Here is a 23010-nt window from a genome sequence, read left to right as displayed (position 1 = left end):
GCAAATCCACGGCGGCAAAATTTACCGGCACGCGGCGGTTGCGATCAGGACGCGCTTCACCCTGGCGGCTCAGTACGGCGTCGATAACCCCGGCAGAGGTTGCCAGGCTGCGCTCGGCCTGTTGCAGCAACGCATTGTCGTCGGTGCTCAGGGCCTGGATGACCTCCGGCTGCTGCGCCAGTGCCCGAACATCGTCAGCCAGCAGGTTAAGCCCCTGTTGCAGGGCGCTGGCCTGGCTGTCGGCCCAAGCCTGCACCAGGCGGGCCTGCTGTTGCTGGCGTTGTTCGAGCAGGCCGTAACCGAGAAGCAGGCCGGCGGTCAGCAGAGCGCCGAGGCCGATCAGCAGGGCAGGCGTCCAGCCAGAGTTGTGGCGCATCGGTTGGCTGGACGCCGGGCTCGCTGGGCGAGCGTCCTTATGATTTTTATTCTGGCGTTTCACGTACATCTCCCTGCGCGTGTTTTCCGGAAAGGACTCAGTGGCTGCCGGAGTGCCCGAAGCCGCCGGTACCGCGCAGGCTGTTGTCGAACTCCTCGACCAGCTCGAAGTGCGCCTGCACCACCGGTACCAGCACCAGTTGAGCCAGGCGCTCGCCGATCTTGACGGTGAAGGCATCGTTGCCACGGTTCCAGCAGGACACCATCAGCTCGCCCTGGTAGTCGGAGTCGATCAGCCCGACCAGATTGCCGAGCACGATGCCGTGTTTATGCCCCAGACCCGAGCGTGGCAGGATCAGCGCGGCCAGGCCCGGATCGGCAATATGGATGGCCAGCCCGGTGGGAATCAGTACGGTCTGGCCCGGTTGCAGGGTCAGGTCGTCCTGCAGCATGGCGCGCAGGTCGAGGCCGGCGGAGCCGGGTGTGGCGTAACCGGGCAGCGGGAAGTCGCGGCCCAGGCGGGGATCGAGGATCTTGGCTTGCAAAGCGTGCATGGCGGTCTCAGTGAGCGGTGTAACGCGCGGCGATAAGGGCGACCAGCTGGCGAGCGATCTTGCCCTTGCTGGTTTGGGCGAAGCCAGTCTGCTGCAACTGGCGGTCGATGACGGTGATGGCGTTCTCTTCGCTGTTGAAGCCAATGGTCGGATTGGCGACGTCGTTGGCGACGATCAGGTCGAGGTTCTTGTCCTTGAGCTTGCGCGCGGCGTAGTCGAGCAGGTGCTCGGTTTCCGCGGCGAAGCCGACGCTGAACGGCCGGTCGGGACGCGCGGCCAGGGTGGCGAGAATGTCCGGGTTGCGCACCATCTGCAGGTACAGGCCGTCGCCGGTGGTGGGGTCTTTCTTGAGTTTGTGCGGCGCAACGACCTCGGGACGGTAATCGGCCACCGCCGCGGCGGCGATGAGGATATCGCTGGGCATCGCGGCTTCGCAGGCGGCGAGCATGTCGCGGGCGCTGACCACGTCGATGCGCTGCACGCGATCCGGGGTCGGCAAAAACACCGGGCCGCTGACCAGAGTCACCTGGGCGCCGGCTTCGGCGGCCGCCTCGGCCAGGGCGAAGCCCATCTTGCCGGAACTGTGGTTGGTGATGTAGCGCACCGGGTCGATGTTTTCCTGCGTGGGCCCCGCGGTGATCAGCACACGCACGCCGTCCAACACGTTGCGCTGGAAGCAATCGGCGGCCAATTGGGCTAGGTCGTCGGCTTCCAGCATGCGCCCGAGGCCCACGTCGCCGCAGGCCTGACTGCCCGATGCCGGGCCGAACAGGCGCATGCCGCGCTGGGCAAGCGTCTGCGCATTTGCCTGAGTGGCCGGGTCGCGCCACATGGCCTGGTTCATGGCCGGCGCCAGGGCAACCTGGGCGTCGGTGGCCAGAACCAAGGTGGTCAGCAGGTCATTGGCCACGCCCTGTGCCAAGCGCGCCATGATGTCGGCGGTGGCCGGGGCGATCAGCACCAGGTCGGCCCATTTGGCCAGCTCGATATGCCCCATCGCAGCTTCGGCGGCGGGGTCGAGCAGGTCCAGGTGCACCGGATGGCCGGATAGCGCCTGCAGGGTCAGCGGGGTGATGAATTCGCGGCCGCCATGGGTCATGACGACATGAACGTCGGCGCCCTGGTCGCGTAAGCGACGCACCAGTTCGGCGCTCTTGTAGGCAGCGATGCCGCCGCCGACGCCCAGCACGATGCGTTTCCGATAGAGTCGCTGCATAGGCCAGCCTTTTAGCTAAGACGAGACAAGGCGCACAGCGCGACGCCTCCCCAGGCCAACGCTGCGCGTAAGGGCGGCTACGATATCACAGCGTCAATGGCGCACGCGGGGCAATGAGAACAAGAAAACGACAAGGAGACGTCATGAGTATTCGCAATTGGCCGGTGGCGGAGCGGCCGCGGGAAAAGCTGCTCGAGCAAGGTGCGGCGGCATTGTCCGATGCCGAGCTGTTGGCGATTTTTCTACGTACCGGCGTAGTCGGACGCAGTGCGGTAGACCTGGCTCGCCATCTGCTTAATGAGTTCGGCAGCCTGCGATCGCTGCTGGAGGCGGACCTGTCCCGTTTCAGTTCCCACTTGGGCCTTGGTCCGGCCAAGTTTGCCCAGCTGCAGGCGGTGCTGGAGATGGGCCGGCGGCATCTGGCCGAGCGGATCAAGCGCGATTCGGCACTGGAAAGCCCGCAAGCCGTGCGCGACTACCTCAAGGCGCAGTTGCGCCACGAACCCCACGAGGTGTTCGGCTGCCTGTTTCTTGATGCCAAGCACCGTGTGCTGGCCTTCGAGGCGCTGTTTCGCGGCACCGTCGACGGCGCCAGCGTGTATCCCCGCCAGGTGGTCAAACGCGCCCTGGCGCACAACGCCGCCGCGTTGATCCTAACCCATAACCATCCCTCGGGGGTGGCTGAGCCGAGCCAGGCTGATCGCCAGCTCACCGAACGGCTCAAAGAGGCGCTGGCCTTGGTCGATGTACGTGTGCTCGATCATTTTATCGTCGGTGATGGTGAGCCGCTGTCGATGGCGGAGTCTGGCTGGATGTAACGGTCCTGCAGGCGGCTCCCGCAGTTTGAAGTGCGCGCAGATTCCCTTGTGGGGCCGATTTCATATCGGCTGACGGAGTCTGCTGCCTCGCCGCTAGATCTGCTGCAGCACCTCGTCCGCTGCTTGCCAGGGCAATCCATGCGCGTCGGCAACGCCGGAGTGGGTAAGTGTGCCGACGGCCAGATTCAGGCCGCGCCGTAGGTGTGCATCATTCTGCAACGCCTGGCGGCAGCCCTGGTCGGCCAGGGCGATGACGAAGGGCAGGGTGGCGTTATTCAGCGCCAGGGTCGAGGTGCGGGCCACCGCGCCAGGCATGTTGCTCACGCAGTAATGCACCACATTATCGACGATGAAGGTTGGCTTGGCGTGGGTGGTCGGTCGTGAGGTTTCCGCGCAGCCGCCCTGGTCGATGGCCACATCCACGATCACGGAGCCGGGCAGCATGCGTTTGACCATGTCCGCCGAGATCAGCTTGGGCGCCGCCGCGCCGGGAATCAGCACACTGCCGATCACCAGGTCGGCGGTCAGGAGGCGCTCCTCCAGGCTGTCGCGGGTTGAGTACAGGGTCTGCACGCGGTTGCCGTACTGGGCATCCAGGCGGCGCAGGGCATCGACCTGGGTGTCCAGCACACTGACTTCCGCGCCAAGCCCCACCGCCATGGCCAGCGCCTGGCTGCCGACCACCCCCGCGCCGAGAATCAGCACCTTACCCGGCGCCACCCCCGGCACACCGCCGAGCAGCACACCGCGCCCGCCCTGTGGTGTTTCCAGGCAATGGGCGCCGGCCTGGATGGCCATGCGTCCGGCGACTTCGGACATCGGCGCCAGCAACGGCAGGCGACCCTGGGCATCGGTGACGGTTTCATAGGCAATGCAGGTGGCGCCGCTGGCCAGCAGCTCGTCGGTCTGTGCGCGGTCCGCCGCCAGGTGCAGGTAGGTGAACAGGCAATGCTGTGGCGTCAGTCGGGCGCGTTCTTCAGGCTGCGGTTCCTTGACCTTGACGATCAATTCGCTGGCCCCGTAGAGCGTGTCGGCATCGGCGACCACCAGGGCGCCCGCCGCTTCGTATTGCAGGTCGTGAAAGCCGATGGCCGCTCCGGCCTGACTCTGCACCAGCACGCGATGGCCATGGTGGATGAGTTCCGCCACCGAGGCCGGGGTCAGGCCGACGCGGTTTTCCTGGGGTTTGATTTCCTTGGGCACGCCGATTTCCATGGGCTCACTCCTTGACCACGCGAATGCCACTGAGCAGGTCGACCGGCATCGGGAACAGGATGGTGGAGTTTTTGTCCGTGGCGATGGCGCTCAGCGTCTGCATGTAGCGCAACTGCATGGCGCCCGGTTGCTGGGCCAGCACCTGGGCGGCCTGCATGAGTTTTTCGGAGGCCTGCATTTCACCTTCAGCGTGGATCACCTTGGCGCGCCGCTCGCGTTCGGCCTCGGCCTGGCGGGCGATGGCGCGGATCATCGACTCGTCCAGATCGACGTGCTTGATCTCGACGTTGGCCACCTTGATGCCCCAGGCGTCGGTCTGGGCATCCAGAACTTTTTGAATGTCGGCATTCAGGCGCTCGCGCTCGGCGAGCATGTCGTCCAGTTCGTGCTTGCCGAGTACCGAGCGCAGTGTGGTCTGCGCCAGCTGGCTGGTGGCGGCGTGGTAGTCCTCGACCTGAATGATCGCCTTCTGCGCATCGAGCACCCGGTAGTAAATCACCGCGTTGACCTTCACCGAGACGTTGTCGCGGGAAATCACATCCTGAGTCGGCACATCCAGCACGATGGTGCGCAAGTCGACGCGAACCATTTGTTGCAGGCCGGGGATCACCAGAATCAGTCCCGGGCCCTTGACCTTCCAGAAGCGGCCCAGCTGGAACACCACGCCCCGTTCGTACTCGCGCAGAATGCGAAAGGCCGACAGGATCAGGGCAACCAGCAGGATCACCACCATGGAAACACTCAAGGAATAGCCCATCATCGCTCTGTCTCCCGGGTTGTTGGCGTATCGTTGGCTGCGACCTGCAGCGTGAGTCCCTGGCGCGCCTGCACCTGCACCTGTTGCCCGGCACGCAGCGGTGTCGTGCTCTCTACCTGCCAGCGCTCGCCTTGCAGGGTTACCCAGCCGCAGCGGGCATCGCTTTGCAGCGCCTCGATGGTGGCCAGGCTGCCCACCAGGCCGGCATCGCCCGCCACCGACACTTGGCGGCGAGCGCGCAAGGCCATGGCCAGAATGGCCAGCATCAACCCCGCGCTGATCAGCGCCAGGGTGACGATCAGCGGCAGCGGAATGCCGTAACCGGGCACCTCGGTGTCGATGAGGATCAGCGCGCCGAAGATGAACGCCGCGATGCCGCCGAATCCCAGCACACCGAAGCTGGGCAAAAACGCCTCGGCCGCCATGCACACCAGGCCGAGCAGAATCAACGCCATGCCGGCATAACTCACCGGCAGCAATTGCAGGGCATACAGCCCGAGGATTAGGCAAATGCCACCGACCACGCCGCCCACGCCGGAGCCGGGATTGGAGAATTCGAAGATCAGCCCATAGATGCCGATCATCATCAGGATCAGTGCCACGCTGGGGTTGGTAATCACTGCCAGAATGCGCGTGCGCCAGTCGGGCAGCCGTTCCTGCAAGGCGGCGCCGGCAGTGGCCAGGGTTTTCGGGCCGGCAACCGTGTCCAGCGTCTTGCCGTCCAGTTGGGCGAGGAGTGCCGGCAGGTCGGCGGCTACGTAATCAATGACCTTGAGCTTCAGGGCTTCCTCGGCGGACAGGCTGACGGCCTCGCGCACCGCCTGTTCGGCCCACTCGGCATTGCGTCCACGCAGGTTGGCCAGGCCGCGGATATACGCAGCGGCATCGTTGACCTGTTTGCGGGTCATGGCATCACCGCCCGGCTCAGCCGGCGCGTTACCTTCCGGCGGCTCGGCATCCGGGGTGGGCTGTGGCTGTTGCGGCGGTGTTCCAGGAGCGCCGCCAATGGCTACCGGCGTTGCCGCACCCAGGTTGGTGCCCGGCGTCATGGCCGCGACATGGCTGGCATATAGGATGTAGGTGCCGGCGCTGGCCGCGCGTGCGCCGCCTGGCGATACGTAGCTGACCACCGGTACCGGGCTGGCGAGGATCGCCTTGATGATGTCGCGCATGGAGGTGTCCAGCCCGCCCGGCGTGTCGATGCGCAGAACGATCAGTTGCGCCTCGTCAGTGCTGGCGCGCGACAGGCCGCGCACCACGTAGTCCGCACTGGCGGGCCCGATCACGCCCTCGACGCTGAGCACGGTAATCGGGCCAGCGGCATTCCCCACACCCGCCACGGTGAGCAAGAGGAACGACATGAGCAACTGGCGCAGGAAAGCGGGCATATCCGGTATACCTCGGGTAGCGAACCGGTCTTGTCAGGATAGTTGACCCCCCTTAGCCAGCGACGAGCCATCCGGCGCCCGTAATGCTTATATCGATGCGCAATAACGGTCGAATAAATATAGTTTTTGGTATTAAGCGTTGCGAATACCGGAGCCCTGTGTCGCCAGGAGCGGATGTTCCTAGGCGCGACCAGCTCGCATGTAGCGACTCCAGAAGGATTGAACTTAGGAGGGGGGTTGGGCCTTCGCAGTCATGCACCGGTTCAGCCGTGCCTCGGTAAGTCTGCTGTTCGTCTCAACTGCGTTACTCTGCCCGCGATTTCGCCGTACAGGATGTTTCGTCGATGCTTTCGCCTTCTCTGCGTCATTCTTTGCGCCGTTTATGGGGCAACGCCCAGCTGTCCTATGGCGTGCGGGTCTTTATCGCGCTGTCGGGTGCCATGCTGTTGTGTTGGCAGCAGGATCGCCTGGAACAGGTGATCCCGCTGTTTCTGGGCATTATTGCCAGCGCCCTGGCCGAAACCGACGACAACTGGTTCGGCCGTTTGCAGGCATTGCTGGTCACCCTGGTGTGTTTTGCCATCGCCGCGCTGGCCGTGCAGTACTTGTTCGCCTCGCCCTGGCTGTTCGTCAGTGCACTGGCGCTTTCCACCTTCTGTATGACCATGCTCGGTGCCGTCGGCCCGCGCTATGCCACCATCGGCTGGGCCACCTTGATCCTGGCCATCTACACCATGATCGGCGTGGACCAGCAAGGCGGCGTGGCGGGCAATTTCTGGCTGCAGCCATTGTTGTTGCTGGCGGGAGCTGCCTGGTATGGCCTGCTGTCGGTGCTGTGGAACGCCCTGTTCGTCAACCAGCCGGTGCAACAGGGATTGGCGCGGCTCTTCGATGAGCTGGGCACTTACCTGAAAATCAAAAGCAGCCTGCTGGAACCGCTGCGTCAGTTGGATGTGGAGGAACGGCGCCTGGAACTGGCGCGGCAAAATGGTCGCGTGGTCACGGCGTTCAACCAGACCAAGGAAATTCTCCTGCAGCGTGTTGGCAATGGCCGCACCGGGGCCAAGGTCAGTCGTTACCTGCGTCTTTATTTCACTGCCCAGGATATCCATGAGCGCGCCAGTTCCTCGCACTATCCCTACAACGAGCTGGCCGAGGCCTTCTTCCACAGCGATGTGATGTTCCGCTGCCAGCGGCTGCTCAATCAGCAGGGCAACGCCTGCAAGACACTGAGCCGAGCCATCCGCTTGCGCCAGCCCTTCGAGTATGGCGAGAGCCGGGCGGCGTTGGACGATCTCCAGGCTTCGCTGGCCTTCCTGCGCGCTCAGAACAACCCTGCCTGGCGCAAACTGCTGCGTTCACTCGGCGCGCTGGTCAATAACCTGGGCACTCTGGAAGCCAAGCTGGCCGAGGCCAGCAACCCGGATGCCCTGGCCGAAGAGCAGGACAGCACCCTGTTCGACCGCTCGCCGCGTAGTTTCAAGGACGCCCTGGAACGCATTCGCTTGCAGCTGACGCCCACCTCGCTGGTGTTCCGTCATGCGTTGCGCCTGTCCATCGCCTTGTCGGCCGGTTATGGGCTGATGCACTGGATCGAGCCGGGCCAGGGGTTCTGGATTCTCTTGACCACGCTGTTCGTCTGCCAACCCAACTACGGCGCCACGCGCACCCGCTTGCTGCAGCGTATCGGCGGCACCTTGATTGGTCTGGTCGCGGGCTGGGCACTGATCACGCTGTTCCCCCAACCGCTGTGGCAGGCTGTTCTGGCCGTGATCGCCGGGGTGGTGTTCTTCGCCACGCGCAGCAGCCGCTACACCTTGGCAACGGCGGCGATCACGCTGTTGGTGCTGTTCTGCTTTGCGCAGATCGGCGATGGCTACGAGCTTATCTGGCCGCGGTTGTTCGATACCCTGCTGGGCAGTCTGATTGCCGGCTTGGCGGTCTTCCTGATCTTGCCCGACTGGCAGGGGCGACGCCTCAACCAGATGATCGCCACCGTGTTGTCCTGCAACGCCCGCTACCTGCGGCAAGCCATGCAGCAGTACGAGACCGGCAAGCGCGACGACCTGGAGTATCGCCTGGCGCGACGCAACGCCCATAACGCCGATGCGGCGCTTTCCACCACGCTGTCGAACATGCTGTTGGAGCCGGGGCACTTTCGCAAGGATGCCGAGCTGGGTTTTCACTTTCTGGTGCAGACTCACACCTTGCTCAGCTACCTGTCGGCGCTTGGCGCACACCGTGAAAGCCTGACCGAGGAACTGGGCGACAGTTTGCTCGACGACGCCAGCGAGCGCATAGCCGCTGCGCTCGAATCGATTGCCGCGAGCCTGAACGAGCGCGGCAGCGTGGCAGTGCACAGTGAAGAGGAGGAAGCGTTGGCCGCCCGATTGGAACAATTGCCGGAAGAGCAGGGGGACGGCCACCGCCTGGTGCAGACGCAGTTGGCGCTGATCTGCCGGCAACTGGCGCCATTGCGCACGCTGGCTGCTTATTTGCTCAAGCGGGGCCAGGCGACGCCCGCCGCAACGTAGTGGCCCGTTCCGTCATTTGTCGGCGCAGGAGGTCGACCGGAGCGCACCCAGGCCGACCGCTGCAACGGGTCAGTTGGCCGGTGCTTCCTCTGTACCCGGATTGGTGTTGAAGTCGCTTTCCGGGGAGGTGGTCGGCGCGGGTGGCGTCGTATCACCCGGTACGACCGGATCGGGCGTGACGGGCGGAGCCGGTTGCATGGTGTCGGCCGGTGGAAGGTCTCGCTGGTCTTCGTCATCAGGAGAGCAGCCGACCAGCAGGAAGCCGAGCAGTGCCGGCAGGACTAAATGCGCAAGACGCATGGTGAAACCTCCATCGATGGGGCTGGCAGCGGCCAGCCGGTTCTAAAAAAGCGTTACCCGGCGGCCCTGTCGGCGCTTACAGTCAGCCTGACAAAGCCACAATTTGTGACAAGCATTGCGCTCAAGAGTGCCGAACCCGGCTAGCGGCGCTGCGTGTCGAACGCCTGTTACCATGCCCAGCAACTTCTTTCTGGCTCACTCAATGAACAAGCAACCGCTTCAGCAATTGCTACTGGCTCGCTTGCAGGCCGATCTGCGCGTGGCCATGGAGGCGGCACACACCGCCCATGCGGCGGCCACCGATGAAGAAAGCAAGGCCGAGAACAAATACGACACCCGCGGGTTGGAGGCAGCTTACTTGGCTGCTGGCCAGTCACGCCGGGTCGAGGAGCTGCGCCAGGCGCTGCAGGTCTGTCAGAACCTGGTGCTGCGCCCCTTCGATGCGCAGGTGGGGATTCAGCTCGGGGCGCTTTTGGAGTTGGAGGACGAGCAGGGCAGCCTGCTGACGCTGTTTTTGATGCCTGCTGCTGCCGGCATCAAACTGGTGTGGCAAGAGCGCGACGTTCTGCTCATCAGCCCGCACGCGCCGCTTGGCCAGAGCGTACTGGGCAAGGGCGAAGGCGATGAAGTAGAGGTGCGCATCGGTGCGCGCGTGCAGCGCTACGAGGTGCTGTCGGTCTGCTGAGCCGCGCCGCTATCGCGCCACACCAGGTAGACGCGCAAATCGAACTCCAGTTGGTGATAACCCGGCAGCATGTGTTCGCACAGCTGGTAGAAAGCCTTGTTGTGTTCGAACTCGCGAAAGTGCGCCAGCTCGTGGACCACGATGGTGTGCAGAAACGCCGCGGGTGCGTCCTTGAACAGCGCCGCCACGCGGATTTCCTTCTTCGCCTTGAGCTTGCCGCCGTGTACCCGCGAAATGGCCGTGTGCATGCCCAGGGCATTCTTCACCACGTCGAGCTTGCTATCGTAAAGCACCTTGTCCAGCCCCGGCGCGTTGCGCAAATGCCGCTGCTTGAGCTCGTTGGCGTAGTTGTACAGCGCCTTGTCGCTGAGCACCTGGTGGCGCTCGGCATAGCGGCGGTGCAGATAATCGCCCAAGCGATCAGTGGCCAGCAGCTGACGAACCTGCTCCTGCAAAGGGGCCGGATAGCCTTGCAGGTATCTGAACGCGGACATGGGCACCTCGCAACGTATCAGGATGATGATCCCGTCGGCCGCTTGAGCGGTCGGGCGTGAACTGCGATCAGTGTCACAAAAGTCCGTGGCGCGCCGACAGTGCGGGAGTGTAACCGAACAGAGAACGGCAATTGCGGCTAGCCTGGTTTCCCTGTTCCACTGAGCAAGGATGCTCCCATGTCCGCGTTACGCCTGAGCGCCGGCTTGCTGGCCGTGTTGCTGTGCTCCCCGCTGTTGGCCTGCCCCGACTGGCATTCGACGCAGGCGGACGAAGAATTGCAGCGTCTCGCTACGCGCTTGTCCGAGTGGGATCGCGCCTATCACCGCGACGGCCAGTCGCCGCTGGCCGATGAACTCTACGATCAAGCCCGCCAACGGTTTGCCGACTGGCAGGCCTGTTTTCCCGAACATGCCATCAGCCCAACCGAGTCGCTGAGCGGCAATGCCGGCACGCTGTTTCATCCGGTCAGCCAGACGGGTCTGGATAAACTCGATGAAGCACACGTGGGTGACTGGCTCAGCCGCCGCCAGGACGTGTGGATTCAGCCCAAAGTCGACGGCGTGGCCGTCACGCTGGTGTACCGCGCCGGCCTCCTGCAGAGCGCGATCAGTCGCGGCGACGGTCGCAGCGGCCAGGACTGGACGAGGCACCTGCGTCAGTTGCCGGCTGTGCCACAACGCTTGACCGAGGCGCGCGATCTGCTGGTGCAGGGCGAACTGTACTGGCGCCTGCCGGACCATGTGCAGGCCGAGCGTGGCGGTATCGGCGCGCGCAGCAAGGTTGCTGGGCTGATGGCCCGCAACCGCCTCGATAGCCAGGACGCGGCCGGCATCGGCCTGTTCGTGTGGGACTGGCCGGCCGGGCCGGTAGAGATGGCGGCGCGCCTGGCTGGGCTGCAGCGCCTGGGCTTCACAGACGGTCGGGCCTACAGCCAGCCCATCAGCACCTTGGCCGAGGCGCGTCAGTGGCGTGAGCACTGGTATCGCCAACCGCTGCCGTTTGCCACCGATGGCGTGGTGCTGCGCCAGGGCCAACGCCCAGACGGTGAGTCCTGGCGCGCACGGCCGCCGAGCTGGGCGGTTGCCTGGAAATACCCGCTGCGTCAGGCCTTGGCCGAGGTGCGTGATGTGGAGTTTCGTATCGGTCGCAGCGGGCGCATCACTCCGCTGCTGCATCTGGCGCCGGTACAGCTGGATGACCGCAGCATTCGTCGTGTATCGGCCGGCTCGCTGCAGCGCTGGCAGGCGCTGGACATCCGCCCGGGTGATCACGTTGTGGTCAGCCTGGCAGGCGCGGTGATTCCGCGGCTCGAGCAGGTGGTCTGGCGCAGCGCTGAACGGCTCGACGTGCGCATACCCGATCCGGCTGCTTATCACCCGCTCAGTTGCTGGCGTGCCGGGCCCGGGTGCAGCGAACAGTTTCGCGCCCGCCTGGAATGGCTGGCGGGCCGGCAGGGCCTCGGTTTGCCAGCGCTCGGCCCAGGAACCTGGCAAACCCTCATCGACGCCGGCCAGGTGAAGGGGCTACTCGACTGGCTGAACCTGACGGACGAGCAATTGCAGGCGCTGCCGGGGATTGGTGCTCGGCGTGTCGAACAGCTGCAGAGCAGCTTCAGCCTGGCCCGGCAGCACGACTTTTCCCGTTGGCTCGCCGCCCTCGGGGTACCCGCAGATACCGCGGCTTCGCTGCCCGGCGACTGGTCGCAGCTCAGCCACCGCGGGCTATACGACTGGCAGCGCCAACCGGGCGTCGGCCCCGCACGAGCCCGGCAACTGCATGGGTTCTTTCAGCACCCGGAGGTGCAACAACTGGCCGGTCAGTTGCGCGAAGAGGGCATCGCCGGGTTTTGAGCGACGGACGCCCGCTCGCCATGGCTGAACCGCCGCAATTAGTAAGCGCGAAATTCCTTGTGGCAGCTTTCGCAGGCATCTTCGACCCGTTGCACGGGGGCGGCCAGCGCGGCAGGATCGAGCGGGCGCTGGGTGGTGGCGGCGACCAACGCGGCGGTGGCGGCCTCCTGTGCTCGGGCCAATTCGTTGAAGCGTTCTTGACGCTCCCAGACTTCGTCCCGTGCACTGCTGTCCTGGTTGTCCTTGACCTGCGGGAAGTGCTGCCACGGCTGGCGGGAAATCTCGTCCAGGTGGGCGGCGCCTTCGATGAATTTGGCTTCGTTGAAGACCAGGCGCCCGCGCAGCATGCCGCCCAGGTCTTCGCTGGTCCTCATCATGTCCTTGAAAATGGCCGTACGCTTGCCCAGCGGCGAGTTCGGGTCAACGCGGTCACAACCCACCAGGACGACTGCGGCGAGCAGCGCCACGCCCACGATTTTCAACTTCATTGATACAACCTGTGTGTTGTGCGAATAAGCCGTCGATTATCCGCATCCTGTCCGCTTCGGACAAATCCGCTTATTGCGCCCATTGACCGCCGGTGTTCTCGCAGTCGATGCGTGTTTGCCCCTGGTCCGTCGTGGCGTAGTAATAAGTAACGATTCGGGCATCCTCGGGCAGGGCGTCGGGCAGTGCTTCGTCGGGGGTGATCAGGCCGAAGGATTTTTCATTGGCCAGGGTTTCCGGCGTCATCGGTGCGCTGCAGGAACCGAATGCGCCTGACGGACAGCTGTCGCGCAGTTCGCGCCGAGAGCTGCGCACATCGGCTTGGTCGCGGCAGATCCATTCGATGGCGTTGGGGTCATCCATGTTCTGCAATTCAAAGCATTTTTCCGGGGATACCGGTTCCGGCAGATCCCCCGACGTCTGCTCGCTGACATAGCAGGCCTGGGCCAGTGCGAGGGGGCTGGCCAAGGCGGTGAATAGCACAAACAGGGCGCGCGAGAGGCGGGTCATGGAGAGCTCCTGTGGCGATGCGGGCCGATCGAAAGCAATCCGCCCTGGACCGTTCGACCGAAGCGCGCGCCAGTGAGTTCGAGCACCACGCCACAAGGCTTGGGTCTGAACGCGGCTGCCGCTATAATCGCCGGCACTTTTCCATGGTCGACTCCGCTTCGGCCATGCCCGCCACCCGTCCGAGGGGCGCTGCAGCAGGCTACTCCTTAAAACAGAGGGCATGTCAGGCTCGGATGGGGCGTTATCTCAACGCATCAACGGCGCCCATTCGCACACCACGAATGGAGAGCTTGCATGAGCGCCGCGTTTACCGATTTTAAAGTTGCCGATATTTCCCTGGCCGATTGGGGCCGCAAGGAACTGATCATTGCCGAGTCCGAAATGCCGGCGCTGATGGCCCTGCGTCGCAAGTACGCGGCCAGCCAGCCGCTCAAGGGCGCGAAGATCCTCGGTTGCATCCACATGACTATCCAGACCGGCGTACTGATCGAGACCCTGGTCGCCCTGGGCGCCGAAGTGCGCTGGTCCTCCTGCAACATCTTTTCCACTCAGGACCAGGCCGCTGCCGCCATTGCCGCCGCCGGTGTCCCGGTGTTTGCCTGGAAGGGCGAAACCGAAGAAGAGTACGAGTGGTGCATCGAGCAGACCATCCTCAAGGACGGCCAGCCGTGGGACGCCAACATGGTGCTGGACGACGGCGGTGACCTGACCGAAATCCTGCACAAGAAATACCCGGCCATGCTGGAGAAGATCCACGGCATCACCGAAGAAACCACCACCGGTGTGCACCGTCTGCTGGATATGCTCAAGAACGGCACCCTGAAAGTCCCGGCGATCAACGTCAACGACTCGGTGACCAAGAGCAAGAACGACAACAAGTACGGCTGCCGCCACAGCCTGAATGACGCCATTAAGCGCGGCACCGACCACCTGCTGTCAGGCAAGCAGGCGCTGGTAATCGGCTACGGCGACGTAGGCAAGGGCTCGGCGCAGTCGCTGCGTCAGGAAGGCATGATCGTCAAGGTGTCGGAGGTCGATCCGATCTGCGCCATGCAGGCGTGCATGGACGGCTTTGAGGTCGTCTCCCCGTACCTGAACGGCCTGAACGACGGCACCGATGCCAGCATCGACCGCGCGCTGCTGGGCAAGATCGACTTGATCGTCACGACCACCGGCAACTCCAACGTATGCGACGCCGGCATGCTCAAGGCGCTGAAGAAGCGCGCCGTTGTGTGCAACATCGGCCACTTCGACAACGAGATCGACACCGCCTTCATGCGCAAGAACTGGGCGTGGGAAGAGGTCAAGCCGCAGGTGCACAAGATTCACCGCACCGGCAAGGACAGCTTCGATGCGCACAACGACGACTACCTGATCCTGCTCGCCGAAGGCCGCCTGGTGAACCTGGGCAACGCCACCGGTCACCCGAGCCGCATCATGGACGGCTCCTTCGCCAACCAAGTGCTGGCGCAGATCTTCCTGTTCGAGCAGAAGTACGCCGACCTGCCGGCGGCGAAGAAAGCCGAGCGCCTGACCGTCGAGGTGCTGCCCAAGAAGCTCGACGAGGAGGTGGCACTGGAAATGGTCAAGGGCTTCGGCGGTGTGGTTACCCGTCTGACCCCGGTCCAGGCCGAGTACATCGGCGTGACCGTGGACGGCCCGTTCAAGCCGGACACCTACCGCTACTAAAAAGTCGCTGGAGGTTGAAGGCTGGAAAGCTGGACGAACAAGCGCACCGAGTTGCCCGTTCGTTCAGCCTTGAGCCTTCAGCCTTCAGCAGATTGAAGGACTCCGGGCCGCCACTGGCCCGAAAGCCCCCAGGATTTGCTTATGTCTTCCCTTGATCGTCGCTACAGCTTCGAGTTCTTCCCCACGAAGACCGAAGCCGGGCATGAAAAACTGCTTAACACCGCACGTCGCCTGGCCGAGTACAAGCCGGACTTTTTCTCCTGCACTTACGGTGCCGGTGGTTCGACCCGTGATCGCACCCTGAACACCGTGCTGCAACTGGACCGCGACGTGCAGGTGCCGACCGCACCGCACCTGTCCTGCGTAGGCGACAGCAAGGCCGAGTTGCGCCAACTGCTGACCACTTACAAGGACAACGGCATTCGCCGCATCGTCGCGTTGCGCGGCGACCTGCCCTCGGGTATGGGCCTGGCCAGCGGCGAGCTGCGCTACGCCAACGAACTGGTCGAGTTCATCCGCGCCGAAACCGGCGATCACTTTCATATCGAAATTGCCGCCTACCCGGAGATGCATCCGCAAGCTCGCAATTTCGAGGACGACCTGGCCAACTTCGTGCGTAAGGCCCAGGCCGGTGCCGACAGTGCCATCACCCAGTACTTCTTCAACGCCGACAGTTATTTTTACTTCGTCGAGCGGGTGCGCAAACTGGGCGTTGAGATCGACATCGTCCCCGGCATCATGCCGATTACCAACTACACCAGCCTGGCGCGTTTCTCCGATGCGTGCGGTGCGGAAATTCCGCGTTGGGTTCGCAAGCAACTAGAAGCCTATGGCGATGATATCGCCAGCATCCAGGCGTTCGGTGAGCAGGTGGTCAGCCAGATGTGCGAGACGCTGTTGGCCGGCGGCGCGCCGGGTCTGCACTTTTACACCTTGAACCAGGCTGATCCCAGCTTGGCGATCTGGAACAACCTCAAGCTGCCGCGTTGAGTGGTGCGTCTCACGCCTCCGGCTTGGGGGCGTGAACCTCTGCGCGACTGCGCAGTCGAAAAACAGCACGAACTTTCAGCTCTGGTATACTCCCGCAGTCTGCTCAGGCTTGCGCCCGGACGCTCGGCCCATCAGTGGTCGGCAGGACCGGTCGGGATCGCACCCTCAAACGCGATTCACGCCAGGCAATTACTTCATTGGGTCCACACCCATTACATACAGGATTTCCCATGTCCTTTGCTTCCCTCGGTCTCTCCGAGGCTATAGCCGGCGCTCTCGAGGCTGCCGGATACGCCACGCCCACTCCGGTGCAACAGCGGGCCATTCCCGCCGCGTTGCAAGGCCGCGATCTGATGGTCGCCGCCCAGACGGGCACCGGCAAAACCGGTGGCTTCGCCCTGCCCATCCTGGAAATTCTGTTTCCGGGCGGCCATCCGGACCGCGAACACCGCCATGGTCCGAAACAGCCGCGCGTGCTGGTGCTGACGCCCACCCGCGAACTGGCTGCCCAGGTGCATGACAGCTTCAAGCTGTATGCCCGCGATCTGCCGCTGAAAAGCACCTGCATCTTTGGCGGTGTCGGCATGAATCCCCAGGTGCAAGCCGTGGCCAAGGGCCTGGACGTGCTGGTCGCCTGCCCGGGCCGTCTGCTCGATCTGGCCAATCAGCGCCACATCGACCTGTCCCGCGTGGAAATTCTCGTCCTCGATGAAGCCGACCGCATGCTGGACATGGGCTTCATCCACGACGTCAAGAAAGTGCTGGCCAAACTGCCGGCCAAACGCCAGAACCTGCTGTTCTCGGCGACCTTCTCCAAGGACATCACCGACCTTGCCGGCAAGCTGCTGCACAACCCCGAGCGCATCGAGGTTACGCCGCCGAACACCACGGTCGAGCGCATCGAACAGCGCGTGTTCCATGTGCAGGCCAGCCACAAGCGTGCGTTGCTTGCCCACCTGATCACCCAGGGCGCCTGGGAACAGGTGCTGGTGTTCACCCGCACCAAGCATGGCGCCAACCGCCTGGCCGAATACCTCGACAAGCATGGCCTGCCGGCCGTGGCGATTCATGGCAACAAGAGCCAGAACGCCCGGACCAAGGCCCTGGCCGACTTCAAGGCCAATGAGGTGCGTGTGCTGGTGGCGACCGATATTGCCGCCCGCGGCCTGGACATCGATCAGTTGCCCCACGTGGTCAACTTTGAACTGCCCAACGTCGAGGAAGACTATGTGCACCGCATCGGCCGTACCGGCCGTGCAGGGCGCAGCGGCGAAGCGATCTCGCTGGTCGCCCCGGACGAGGACAAGCTGCTCAAGGGCATTGAGCGCATGACCAAGCAGCGCATTCCCGCCGGTGACCTGATGGGCTTCGACATCAGCACCCTCGAGGTGGAAAAGCCGGAAGTGCGCGAACCGCGCCAACCGCGCCAATCACGTCAACCCCGTGACGAGCGTCAGCCTCGCGGCGAACGCAAAAGCGCTGGCCGCGGCGAGAGGAAGTCGGAAAAGAGCACGGAGCAGAAGGCCGAGGGTGCAGGCAAAAGCGCTGAGCGTCCGCGCCGCAACCGTGGCGAAAAGCCCAAGGCGAAAAACCCGAGCCAGGGCGGTGTGGTCAGTCGCCCGCCGCGTTTGCCGGCTGATCGCGCGCCCGACGAGTTCCTCGACGATGAAATCGACAACTTCGGCAACCGCGTCGACTACGTACCGGCGGAGAACAAGCCGCAAGGTCGGGGTCGTCGTCCCGGCCAAGGCCCAGGCGCTCAGGGTCAGGGCGCGCGCAGCGGCCGCCCGGCAGGTGCTGGCGCTGGCGCGGGTGCAGGTGGCGCCGGACGCAACAAGAATGGCGGCCGTAAAAAGCCCCAGGGCGGTGGCCGAGTCCTGACCCCCAATGGCGAGGTGTCCCGCAACCAGCCAGCCGGCACGCGCAGCCGCCAGCCGGAAAAGCAGCCGGTGATTATCCACAAGCACAAGGAACGTCTGCCCAGCCTGGAGCAGCTCGAACAGCTGCCCAGCCGTCCCCGTGGCGAGAAGCCGGCGCTGCTCACGCGTAATCGCTAAGCCGCCCGTGTGAAAAAAACGCCGCCTCCGGGCGGCGTTCTTGTGTGCGCGGGGAATTTTCTGGGTGCAAGGGAGAGAGATCGGAACGGTACGAGACTGCTGGCTCTGTAAGGGCCATCCAAGGAGTACTGGGTCTTTGTCGTACGCAAGATTGCCCGCTTATCCATGCCAGGCCGTAATCAGCACGATATCGGCATGCGCTTTCGGCTGGACGTGCCGACCACCAAGTGGCGGGGAGGTGGACACGCTGGAGTTTTCCCAATCTGTGGAGCTCAGCCATATCCTCGATGCACGCAGCGCAATTCAATATGCCGGTGGAGTCTTGGGGAGGGCAGCGCGATACCGAGGGGTAACGACTTTCTATCTGCAGGCCGCGTACCGGCACAACCTGCATGAGGAAATCCTGTTTTTTGATCGGGTGCTGAGCTGCATTTCCCGCTGCGAGGTTCGGTTGCGTCTGTAAGTGCCGGTGGTGCGGACCAACGCAAAACGCCGCCCAATGGGCGGCGTTTTGCCGTGGCGCGAACGCCGATCAGCTCTGCGGTTCGTCGGCCAGCCAGCCGCCGCCCAGAGCCTTGTACAGGTTCACCTCGCTGACCAACTGCGCCAGCCGGTCGCCGATCAGTTGCTGACGCGCGGCAAACAGCTGACGCTGGGCGACGAGCAGGTTGAGGTAGCTGTCTACGCCGCCACGGTAGCGGCGTTCGGCGAGCCGGTAGTACTCCTCGCTGGCCTCCAGCAGGTTCTGTTGAGCTTGCACCTGGTCGCTGTAGGTGGCGCGTGCGGCCAGACCATCGGCCACTTCGCGGAAGCCCACCTGGATGGCCTTTTCGTACTGCGCCACCTGGATGTTCTTCGCCACCTCGGCGTAGTCGCGGTTGGCGCGCAAACGGCCGGCGTTGAAGATGGGCACGCTGATGCTCGGCGTAAAGCTCCAGTAATCGGAGTTCGAACCGAACAGGTCGGACAGCTCGCCACTGGCAAAACCGAGTGCGCCGGTCAGGCCGATACGCGGGAAGAACGCCGCACGGGCTGCGCCGATGTTGGCGTTGGCCGCGCGTAGCTGGTGCTCGGCCTGAAGAATGTCCGGGCGGTTCTGCAGCAGGTCCGACGGCAGGCCGGCCGGTACTTCGGCGAGCAGGTCGTCACCCAGGCTAGACGCTTCCAGCAGCTCCGCTGGGACCGGGCCACCCAGCAACTGGGTCAGGGCGTTGCGGTCCTGGGCGACCAGTCGGGTGTAGGCCGACAGGGCGCCACGGGTGCTTTCCACGGCGGTTTTCGCCTGGCTCAGTTCCAGGGCCGACGCCACACCCACGTCGAAGCTGCGTTGAGTCAGCGTCAGGCTTTCTTCGTAGGTCTTCAGAGTGTCCTGGGAAACCTTCAGCAGGGCCTGATCGGCCTGCAGGGTCAGCCAGGCATTGGCCACCGCGGAGACCAGGCTGATCTTGGCGCTGCGCTGCGCGGCTTCGCTGGCGAAGTACTGCTCCAGCGCTTGATCACGCAGGCTGCGTACCCGGCCGAACAGGTCCAGCTCCCAGGACAGGCCGAGGGTGGCGCTGTACTGGGTGTTGGTGCCGGCGGCCAGCGGATTGACCGCCTCCGGGGTATGGGTGCGACTCATGGCTGCGTCGGCACTCACACCCGGGAAGATATCGGCACGCTGGATGCGGTACTGGGCGCGGAACGCCTCCACGTTAAGCGTGGCGATGCGCAGGTCGTGGTTGTTCTCCAGGGCGATGCCAATCAATTGGCGCAGATGATCATCGCGAAAGAACGCCTGCCAGCCCAGTTCGGCAGCCGGTATGCTGGCCACCTTGCCGGTATCGGCCTGCAGCGCGGCCGGTACCCAGCGCTCCGGCATTCCCGACTCGGGGCGCTCATAGTCGGGGGTCAGCGAGCAGCCGGCCAGCGTGACGGCCAAGGCCAGTGTCAATGCGGACTTGTTCATTGTGCCTCTCCGTTGCGCTCAGTCTTGCGCGGCGTCTTGAACAGCGTGGTCACTCCGACGAAGAACAGCGGCACCCAGAAGATCACCAGCACGGTGGCCGAGATCATCCCGCCAACTACACCGGTACCGATGGAGTGCGCGCTGCCTGCACCCGCACCGGTGGCCAGGGCCAGCGGTACCACACCCATGGTGAACGCCAGCGAGGTCATGATGATCGGGCGCAGACGCATGCGGCAGGCTTCCACCGCCGCCTTGGTCAGATCCATGCCCTGGTCATAGAGATCCTTGGCGAACTCGACGATCAGGATGGCGTTCTTGGCGGTCAGGCCGATGGTGGTCAGCAGGCCCACCTGGAAGAACACATCGTTGGTCAGGCCACGGCCCAAGGTGAAGACCACGGCGCCGATCAGGCCCAGCGGCACCACCAACATCACCGCAAACGGGATCGACCAGCTTTCATACAGGGCCGCCAGGGCGAGGAACACCACCAGCAGCGCCAGACCTAGCAGGATGGGCAGCTGGCTGCCGGACATGCGCTCTTCGAACGACAGGCCGGTCCAACTGATGCCAATGCCGTTGGGCAGCTTCGCAGCAATTTCCTCGATGGCGGCCATGGCGTCGCCGGTGCTGTAGCCCGGTGCGGCGCCACCCTGGATCTGGATGGATTCCACGCCGTTGTAGCGCGACAGCTTTGGCGAACCGTAGGTCCAGGTGCCGGTGGCGAATGAGCTGAACGGCACCATCTCGCCGTTGTTGTTGCGGATGTACCATTTGTCCAGGTCTTCGGGGTTCATGCGCGCATGCGCCTCGCCCTGCATGAACACCTTCTTGACCCGACCGCGGTCGATGAAGTCGTTGACGTAGGCCGAACCCCAGGCGATGGACAGGGTGTTGTTGATGTCATTCATTGACAGGCCCAGCACCTGGGCCTTTTCGTCATCGATGATGATTTGGTACTGCGGCTCGTCGTTCAAGCCGTTGGGGCGCACACCGGCCAGGGCCGGGTGCTCGGCGGCCATGCCGAGCAACTGGTTGCGGGCGTTCATCAGCGCCTCGTGACCGACGCCGGCCATGTCCTGCAGGTAGACGTCGAAGCCCGAGGCGTTGCCCAGCTCGATCACCGACGGCGGCACGATGGCGAAGGCCATGGCGTCGCGGTACTGGAAGAAGCGCGCCTGTGCACGCTGCTGCAGGGCGAACACGGCGTCCTTGGCTTCCGGGCGCTTGGCCCAGTCCTTCAGGCCGACGAACATGATCGCGGCGTTCTGGCCGCGCCCGGCGAAGCTGAAGCCCTGCACGCTAAACACGCCTTCCACGGCATCGCCTTCTTCCTTGAGCAGATAGTCGCGCATCTGGTCGATCATCTTCTCGGTGCGCTCGAAGGTTGCACCCACCGGGGCGACCACCTGCACGAACATCACTCCCTGGTCTTCCGGCGGCAGGAACGCAGCCGGCACGCGGAAAAACAGCACACCCACGGCAACCACGATGGCGACCCAGATGCCCAGGAATGACCAGCGGTTGCCCAGCACGCGCCGCACGCCGCCTTCGTACTTGTTCACGCCGTTTTCGAACGTGCGGTTGAACCAGCCGAAGAAGCCGCGCTTCTCATCGTGTTGGCCCTTGGAGATGGGCTTGAGCAGGGTGGCGCACAGCGCCGGGGTGAACATCAACGCGACCAGTACCGACAGGCCCATGGCCGAGGCGATGGTGATGGCGAACTGGCGATAGATCACCCCCACGGAGCCGGCCATGAAGGCCATCGGCACGAATACGGCAGACAGCACGATGCCGATACCCACCAGCGCGCCCTGGATCTGGCCCATGGACTTGCGCGTCGCCTCGCGTGGCGACAGCCCCTCCTCGACCATCACCCGCTCGACGTTCTCTACCACCACGATGGCATCGTCCACGAGCAAGCCGATGGCGAGCACCATGGCGAACATGGTCAGGGTGTTGATGCTGTAGCCGAACATGTAGAGCACGCCAAAGGTACCCAGCAGCACTACCGGCACCGCCAGGGTTGGAATCAGCGTGGCGCGGAAGTTCTGCAGGAACAGGTACATCACCAGGAACACCAGCGCGATGGCCTCGAACAACGTCATCACCACGCTGGAGATGGACGCCGAGATCACCGGGGTGGTGTCGAACGGATACACCACCTCCATCCCCTCGGGCAGGAACGGCTCCAGACGGCCGATGGTGTCGCGCACCGCCTCGGCCGTAGACAGGGCGTTGGCGCCGGTGGCCAGGGTGATGGCGATACCGGTGGCCGGCATGCCGTTGTACTTGGCCGCAATGTTCTCGCGCATGGCGCCCATTTCGACGCGAGCCACATCGCTCAGGCGTACCTGGGAGCCGTCGTTATTGACCTTGAGCAGGATCTTGCGGAATTCCTCAGGGGTTTCCAGGCGAGTCTTGCCGATGATGGTGGCGGTCAGCTGCTGACCAGGCATGGCTGGCAGGCCGCCGAGCTGGCCGGTGGACACCTGGACGTTTTGCGCCTTGATGGCATTGCTGACATCCATGGGGGTCAGCGAGTAGCTCACCAGCTTGGTCGGGTCGAGCCAGATGCGCATGGAGTAGGAAGAGCCGAATACGGTGAAGTCACCCACGCCCGGGGTCCGTGAGATCGGGTCCTGGATGTTGGAGATCACATAGTCGGAGAGGTCGATGTTGCTGTAGCGGCCATCGCTGGACACCAGCGCCACTACCATCAGGAAACCACCGGCCGCCTTGGTCACCCGGATGCCCTGCTGCTGCACTTCCATCGGCAGCAGTGGGGTGGCCAGTTGCAGCTTGTTCTGCACCTGCACCTGGGCGATGTTCGGGTCGGTGCCCTGCTCGAAGGTGATCTTGATCGAGCCGCTGCCATCGTTGTTGGACTCGGACGACATGTAGCGCATGTTGTCCAGGCCGCTCATCTGCTGCTCGATCACCTGAATCACGGTGTCCTGCACCGTCTGCGCCGAGGCGCCCGGGTAGACGAGACTGATATTCACCGACGGTGCGGCAATGCTCGGGTACTGGCTGACCGGCAACTGCAGCAGTCCTAGACCGCCGGCAAGCATGACCACGAGAGCGATCACCCAGGCGAAAATCGGGCGATCAATGAAGAAATTTGGCATGACGTATTACCCTGG

At 64.0% G+C, this 23010-nt stretch carries 18 protein-coding genes and 1 riboswitch; of the genes, 7 read left to right on the top strand and 11 right to left on the bottom strand.

The annotated features are described in order from the left end of the window. Positions 1-473: 473 nt before the first annotated feature. Positions 474-929, bottom strand: coding sequence for a dUTP diphosphatase (gene dut / locus ACTV8E_RS08170; protein WP_251834428.1), 456 nt, complete (start codon positions 927-929; stop codon positions 474-476). Positions 930-936: 7 nt separating this feature from the next. Beyond that, a complete protein-coding gene (gene coaBC / locus ACTV8E_RS08165; protein WP_443199146.1) occupies positions 937-2145 on the bottom strand; it encodes a bifunctional phosphopantothenoylcysteine decarboxylase/phosphopantothenate--cysteine ligase CoaBC in 1209 nt (402 codons plus the stop codon). 143 nt (positions 2146-2288) lie between these two features. Here coaBC and radC point away from each other — a divergent pair, with 143 nt between their 5' ends. Next, positions 2289-2963 (top strand): RadC family protein, encoded by a 675-nt coding sequence (gene radC / locus ACTV8E_RS08160; RefSeq protein ID WP_251834430.1) that lies wholly within the window; start codon positions 2289-2291, stop codon positions 2961-2963. Between the two features lie 93 nt (positions 2964-3056). Here the strand turns inward: radC and ald are convergent, their stop codons facing one another. The 3 genes from ald to ACTV8E_RS08145 are packed head-to-tail and all read right to left on the bottom strand — an operon-like array spanning position 3057 to position 6296. Beyond that, on the bottom strand, positions 3057-4178 hold the full coding sequence (ald, locus tag ACTV8E_RS08155; RefSeq protein ID WP_443199145.1) for an alanine dehydrogenase: 1122 nt from the start codon (positions 4176-4178) through the stop codon (positions 3057-3059). Positions 4179-4182: 4 nt separating this feature from the next. Then, positions 4183-4938 (bottom strand): slipin family protein, encoded by a 756-nt coding sequence (locus ACTV8E_RS08150; RefSeq protein WP_443199144.1) that lies wholly within the window; start codon positions 4936-4938, stop codon positions 4183-4185. After that, positions 4935-6296 (bottom strand): NfeD family protein, encoded by a 1362-nt coding sequence (locus tag ACTV8E_RS08145; RefSeq protein WP_433962664.1) that lies wholly within the window; start codon positions 6294-6296, stop codon positions 4935-4937. Before ACTV8E_RS08145 ends, ACTV8E_RS08150 begins: the two co-directional genes overlap by 4 nt. Positions 6297-6667: 371 nt before the next feature. Between ACTV8E_RS08145 and yccS the strand changes: the two genes are divergently transcribed. After that, positions 6668-8857: a YccS family putative transporter gene (yccS, locus tag ACTV8E_RS08140; RefSeq protein ID WP_251834434.1), complete on the top strand. Its 2190-nt coding sequence runs from the start codon at positions 6668-6670 to the stop codon at positions 8855-8857. A 69-nt stretch (positions 8858-8926) separates the two neighbouring features. On the opposite strand, the gene ACTV8E_RS08135 is transcribed toward yccS, so the two are convergent. Continuing rightward, entirely contained in the window at positions 8927-9157 is a 231-nt protein-coding gene (locus ACTV8E_RS08135) for a hypothetical protein (RefSeq protein ID WP_251834435.1), read from the bottom strand. Between the two features lie 202 nt (positions 9158-9359). Here ACTV8E_RS08135 and ACTV8E_RS08130 point away from each other — a divergent pair, with 202 nt between their 5' ends. After that, positions 9360-9842, top strand: coding sequence for a GreA/GreB family elongation factor (locus ACTV8E_RS08130; RefSeq protein ID WP_251834436.1), 483 nt, complete (start codon positions 9360-9362; stop codon positions 9840-9842). On the opposite strand, the gene ACTV8E_RS08125 is transcribed toward ACTV8E_RS08130, so the two are convergent. Continuing rightward, positions 9818-10336, bottom strand: coding sequence for a M48 metallopeptidase family protein (locus ACTV8E_RS08125; protein WP_251834437.1), 519 nt, complete (start codon positions 10334-10336; stop codon positions 9818-9820). The genes ACTV8E_RS08130 and ACTV8E_RS08125 overlap by 25 nt on opposite strands. Positions 10337-10513: 177 nt before the next feature. On the opposite strand from ACTV8E_RS08125, the gene ligB reads away from it, so the two are divergent. Next, on the top strand, positions 10514-12187 hold the full coding sequence (gene ligB / locus ACTV8E_RS08120) for an NAD-dependent DNA ligase LigB (RefSeq protein ID WP_443199143.1): 1674 nt from the start codon (positions 10514-10516) through the stop codon (positions 12185-12187). Positions 12188-12225: 38 nt separating this feature from the next. Here the strand turns inward: ligB and ACTV8E_RS08115 are convergent, their stop codons facing one another. Both ACTV8E_RS08115 and ACTV8E_RS08110 read right to left on the bottom strand, forming a co-directional pair. Further along, entirely contained in the window at positions 12226-12675 is a 450-nt protein-coding gene (locus ACTV8E_RS08115; RefSeq protein WP_443199142.1) for a c-type cytochrome, read from the bottom strand. A gap of 70 nt (positions 12676-12745) precedes the next feature. Beyond that, entirely contained in the window at positions 12746-13183 is a 438-nt protein-coding gene (locus ACTV8E_RS08110) for a hypothetical protein (protein ID WP_273534737.1), read from the bottom strand. Positions 13184-13358: 175 nt separating this feature from the next. Further along, a riboswitch (S-adenosyl-L-homocysteine riboswitch) is annotated at positions 13359-13456 on the top strand. Between the two features lie 21 nt (positions 13457-13477). Here ACTV8E_RS08110 and ahcY point away from each other — a divergent pair. From ahcY to ACTV8E_RS08095, 3 genes are all read left to right on the top strand, one after another. Continuing rightward, positions 13478-14872, top strand: a complete 1395-nt coding sequence (ahcY, locus tag ACTV8E_RS08105) for an adenosylhomocysteinase (RefSeq protein WP_443199141.1) — start codon at positions 13478-13480, stop codon at positions 14870-14872. 141 nt (positions 14873-15013) lie between these two features. Then, positions 15014-15862: a methylenetetrahydrofolate reductase [NAD(P)H] gene (gene metF / locus ACTV8E_RS08100; RefSeq protein ID WP_443199140.1), complete on the top strand. Its 849-nt coding sequence runs from the start codon at positions 15014-15016 to the stop codon at positions 15860-15862. Between the two features lie 230 nt (positions 15863-16092). Continuing rightward, positions 16093-17919 (top strand): DEAD/DEAH box helicase, encoded by a 1827-nt coding sequence (locus tag ACTV8E_RS08095; RefSeq protein ID WP_443199139.1) that lies wholly within the window; start codon positions 16093-16095, stop codon positions 17917-17919. 532 nt (positions 17920-18451) lie between these two features. On the opposite strand, the gene ACTV8E_RS08090 is transcribed toward ACTV8E_RS08095, so the two are convergent. After that, entirely contained in the window at positions 18452-19867 is a 1416-nt protein-coding gene (locus ACTV8E_RS08090; protein ID WP_251834444.1) for an efflux transporter outer membrane subunit, read from the bottom strand. After that, entirely contained in the window at positions 19864-22995 is a 3132-nt protein-coding gene (locus ACTV8E_RS08085; protein WP_443199138.1) for an efflux RND transporter permease subunit, read from the bottom strand. Before ACTV8E_RS08085 ends, ACTV8E_RS08090 begins: the two co-directional genes overlap by 4 nt. Positions 22996-23010 lie beyond the last annotated feature (15 nt).

The sequence above is a fragment of the Pseudomonas sp. B392_1p genome, from assembly GCF_052245235.1.
Classification (GTDB): domain Bacteria; phylum Pseudomonadota; class Gammaproteobacteria; order Pseudomonadales; family Pseudomonadaceae; genus Serpens; species Serpens gallinarum.
The sequence above is the reverse complement of the archived record's forward strand: the minus strand, read 5'-3'. Positions and strand labels throughout refer to the sequence as shown.

What these genes read in the sequence shown, in the direction of transcription:
- dut (WP_251834428.1), bottom strand. Translation starts at nt 929, where the DNA reads ATGCACGCTTTGCAAGCCAAGATCCTCGATCCCCGCCTGGGCCGCGAC.
- coaBC (WP_443199146.1), bottom strand. Translation starts at nt 2,145, where the DNA reads ATGCAGCGACTCTATCGGAAACGCATCGTGCTGGGCGTCGGCGGCGGC.
- radC (WP_251834430.1), top strand. Translation starts at nt 2,289, where the DNA reads ATGAGTATTCGCAATTGGCCGGTGGCGGAGCGGCCGCGGGAAAAGCTG.
- ald (WP_443199145.1), bottom strand. Translation starts at nt 4,178, where the DNA reads ATGGAAATCGGCGTGCCCAAGGAAATCAAACCCCAGGAAAACCGCGTC.
- ACTV8E_RS08150 (WP_443199144.1), bottom strand. Translation starts at nt 4,938, where the DNA reads ATGATGGGCTATTCCTTGAGTGTTTCCATGGTGGTGATCCTGCTGGTT.
- ACTV8E_RS08145 (WP_433962664.1), bottom strand. Translation starts at nt 6,296, where the DNA reads ATGTCGTTCCTCTTGCTCACCGTGGCGGGTGTGGGGAATGCCGCTGGC.
- yccS (WP_251834434.1), top strand. Translation starts at nt 6,668, where the DNA reads ATGCTTTCGCCTTCTCTGCGTCATTCTTTGCGCCGTTTATGGGGCAAC.
- ACTV8E_RS08135 (WP_251834435.1), bottom strand. Translation starts at nt 9,157, where the DNA reads ATGCGTCTTGCGCATTTAGTCCTGCCGGCACTGCTCGGCTTCCTGCTG.
- ACTV8E_RS08130 (WP_251834436.1), top strand. Translation starts at nt 9,360, where the DNA reads ATGAACAAGCAACCGCTTCAGCAATTGCTACTGGCTCGCTTGCAGGCC.
- ACTV8E_RS08125 (WP_251834437.1), bottom strand. Translation starts at nt 10,336, where the DNA reads ATGTCCGCGTTCAGATACCTGCAAGGCTATCCGGCCCCTTTGCAGGAG.
- ligB (WP_443199143.1), top strand. Translation starts at nt 10,514, where the DNA reads ATGTCCGCGTTACGCCTGAGCGCCGGCTTGCTGGCCGTGTTGCTGTGC.
- ACTV8E_RS08115 (WP_443199142.1), bottom strand. Translation starts at nt 12,675, where the DNA reads ATGAAGTTGAAAATCGTGGGCGTGGCGCTGCTCGCCGCAGTCGTCCTG.
- ACTV8E_RS08110 (WP_273534737.1), bottom strand. Translation starts at nt 13,183, where the DNA reads ATGACCCGCCTCTCGCGCGCCCTGTTTGTGCTATTCACCGCCTTGGCC.
- ahcY (WP_443199141.1), top strand. Translation starts at nt 13,478, where the DNA reads ATGAGCGCCGCGTTTACCGATTTTAAAGTTGCCGATATTTCCCTGGCC.
- metF (WP_443199140.1), top strand. Translation starts at nt 15,014, where the DNA reads ATGTCTTCCCTTGATCGTCGCTACAGCTTCGAGTTCTTCCCCACGAAG.
- ACTV8E_RS08095 (WP_443199139.1), top strand. Translation starts at nt 16,093, where the DNA reads ATGTCCTTTGCTTCCCTCGGTCTCTCCGAGGCTATAGCCGGCGCTCTC.
- ACTV8E_RS08090 (WP_251834444.1), bottom strand. Translation starts at nt 19,867, where the DNA reads ATGAACAAGTCCGCATTGACACTGGCCTTGGCCGTCACGCTGGCCGGC.
- ACTV8E_RS08085 (WP_443199138.1), bottom strand. Translation starts at nt 22,995, where the DNA reads ATGCCAAATTTCTTCATTGATCGCCCGATTTTCGCCTGGGTGATCGCT.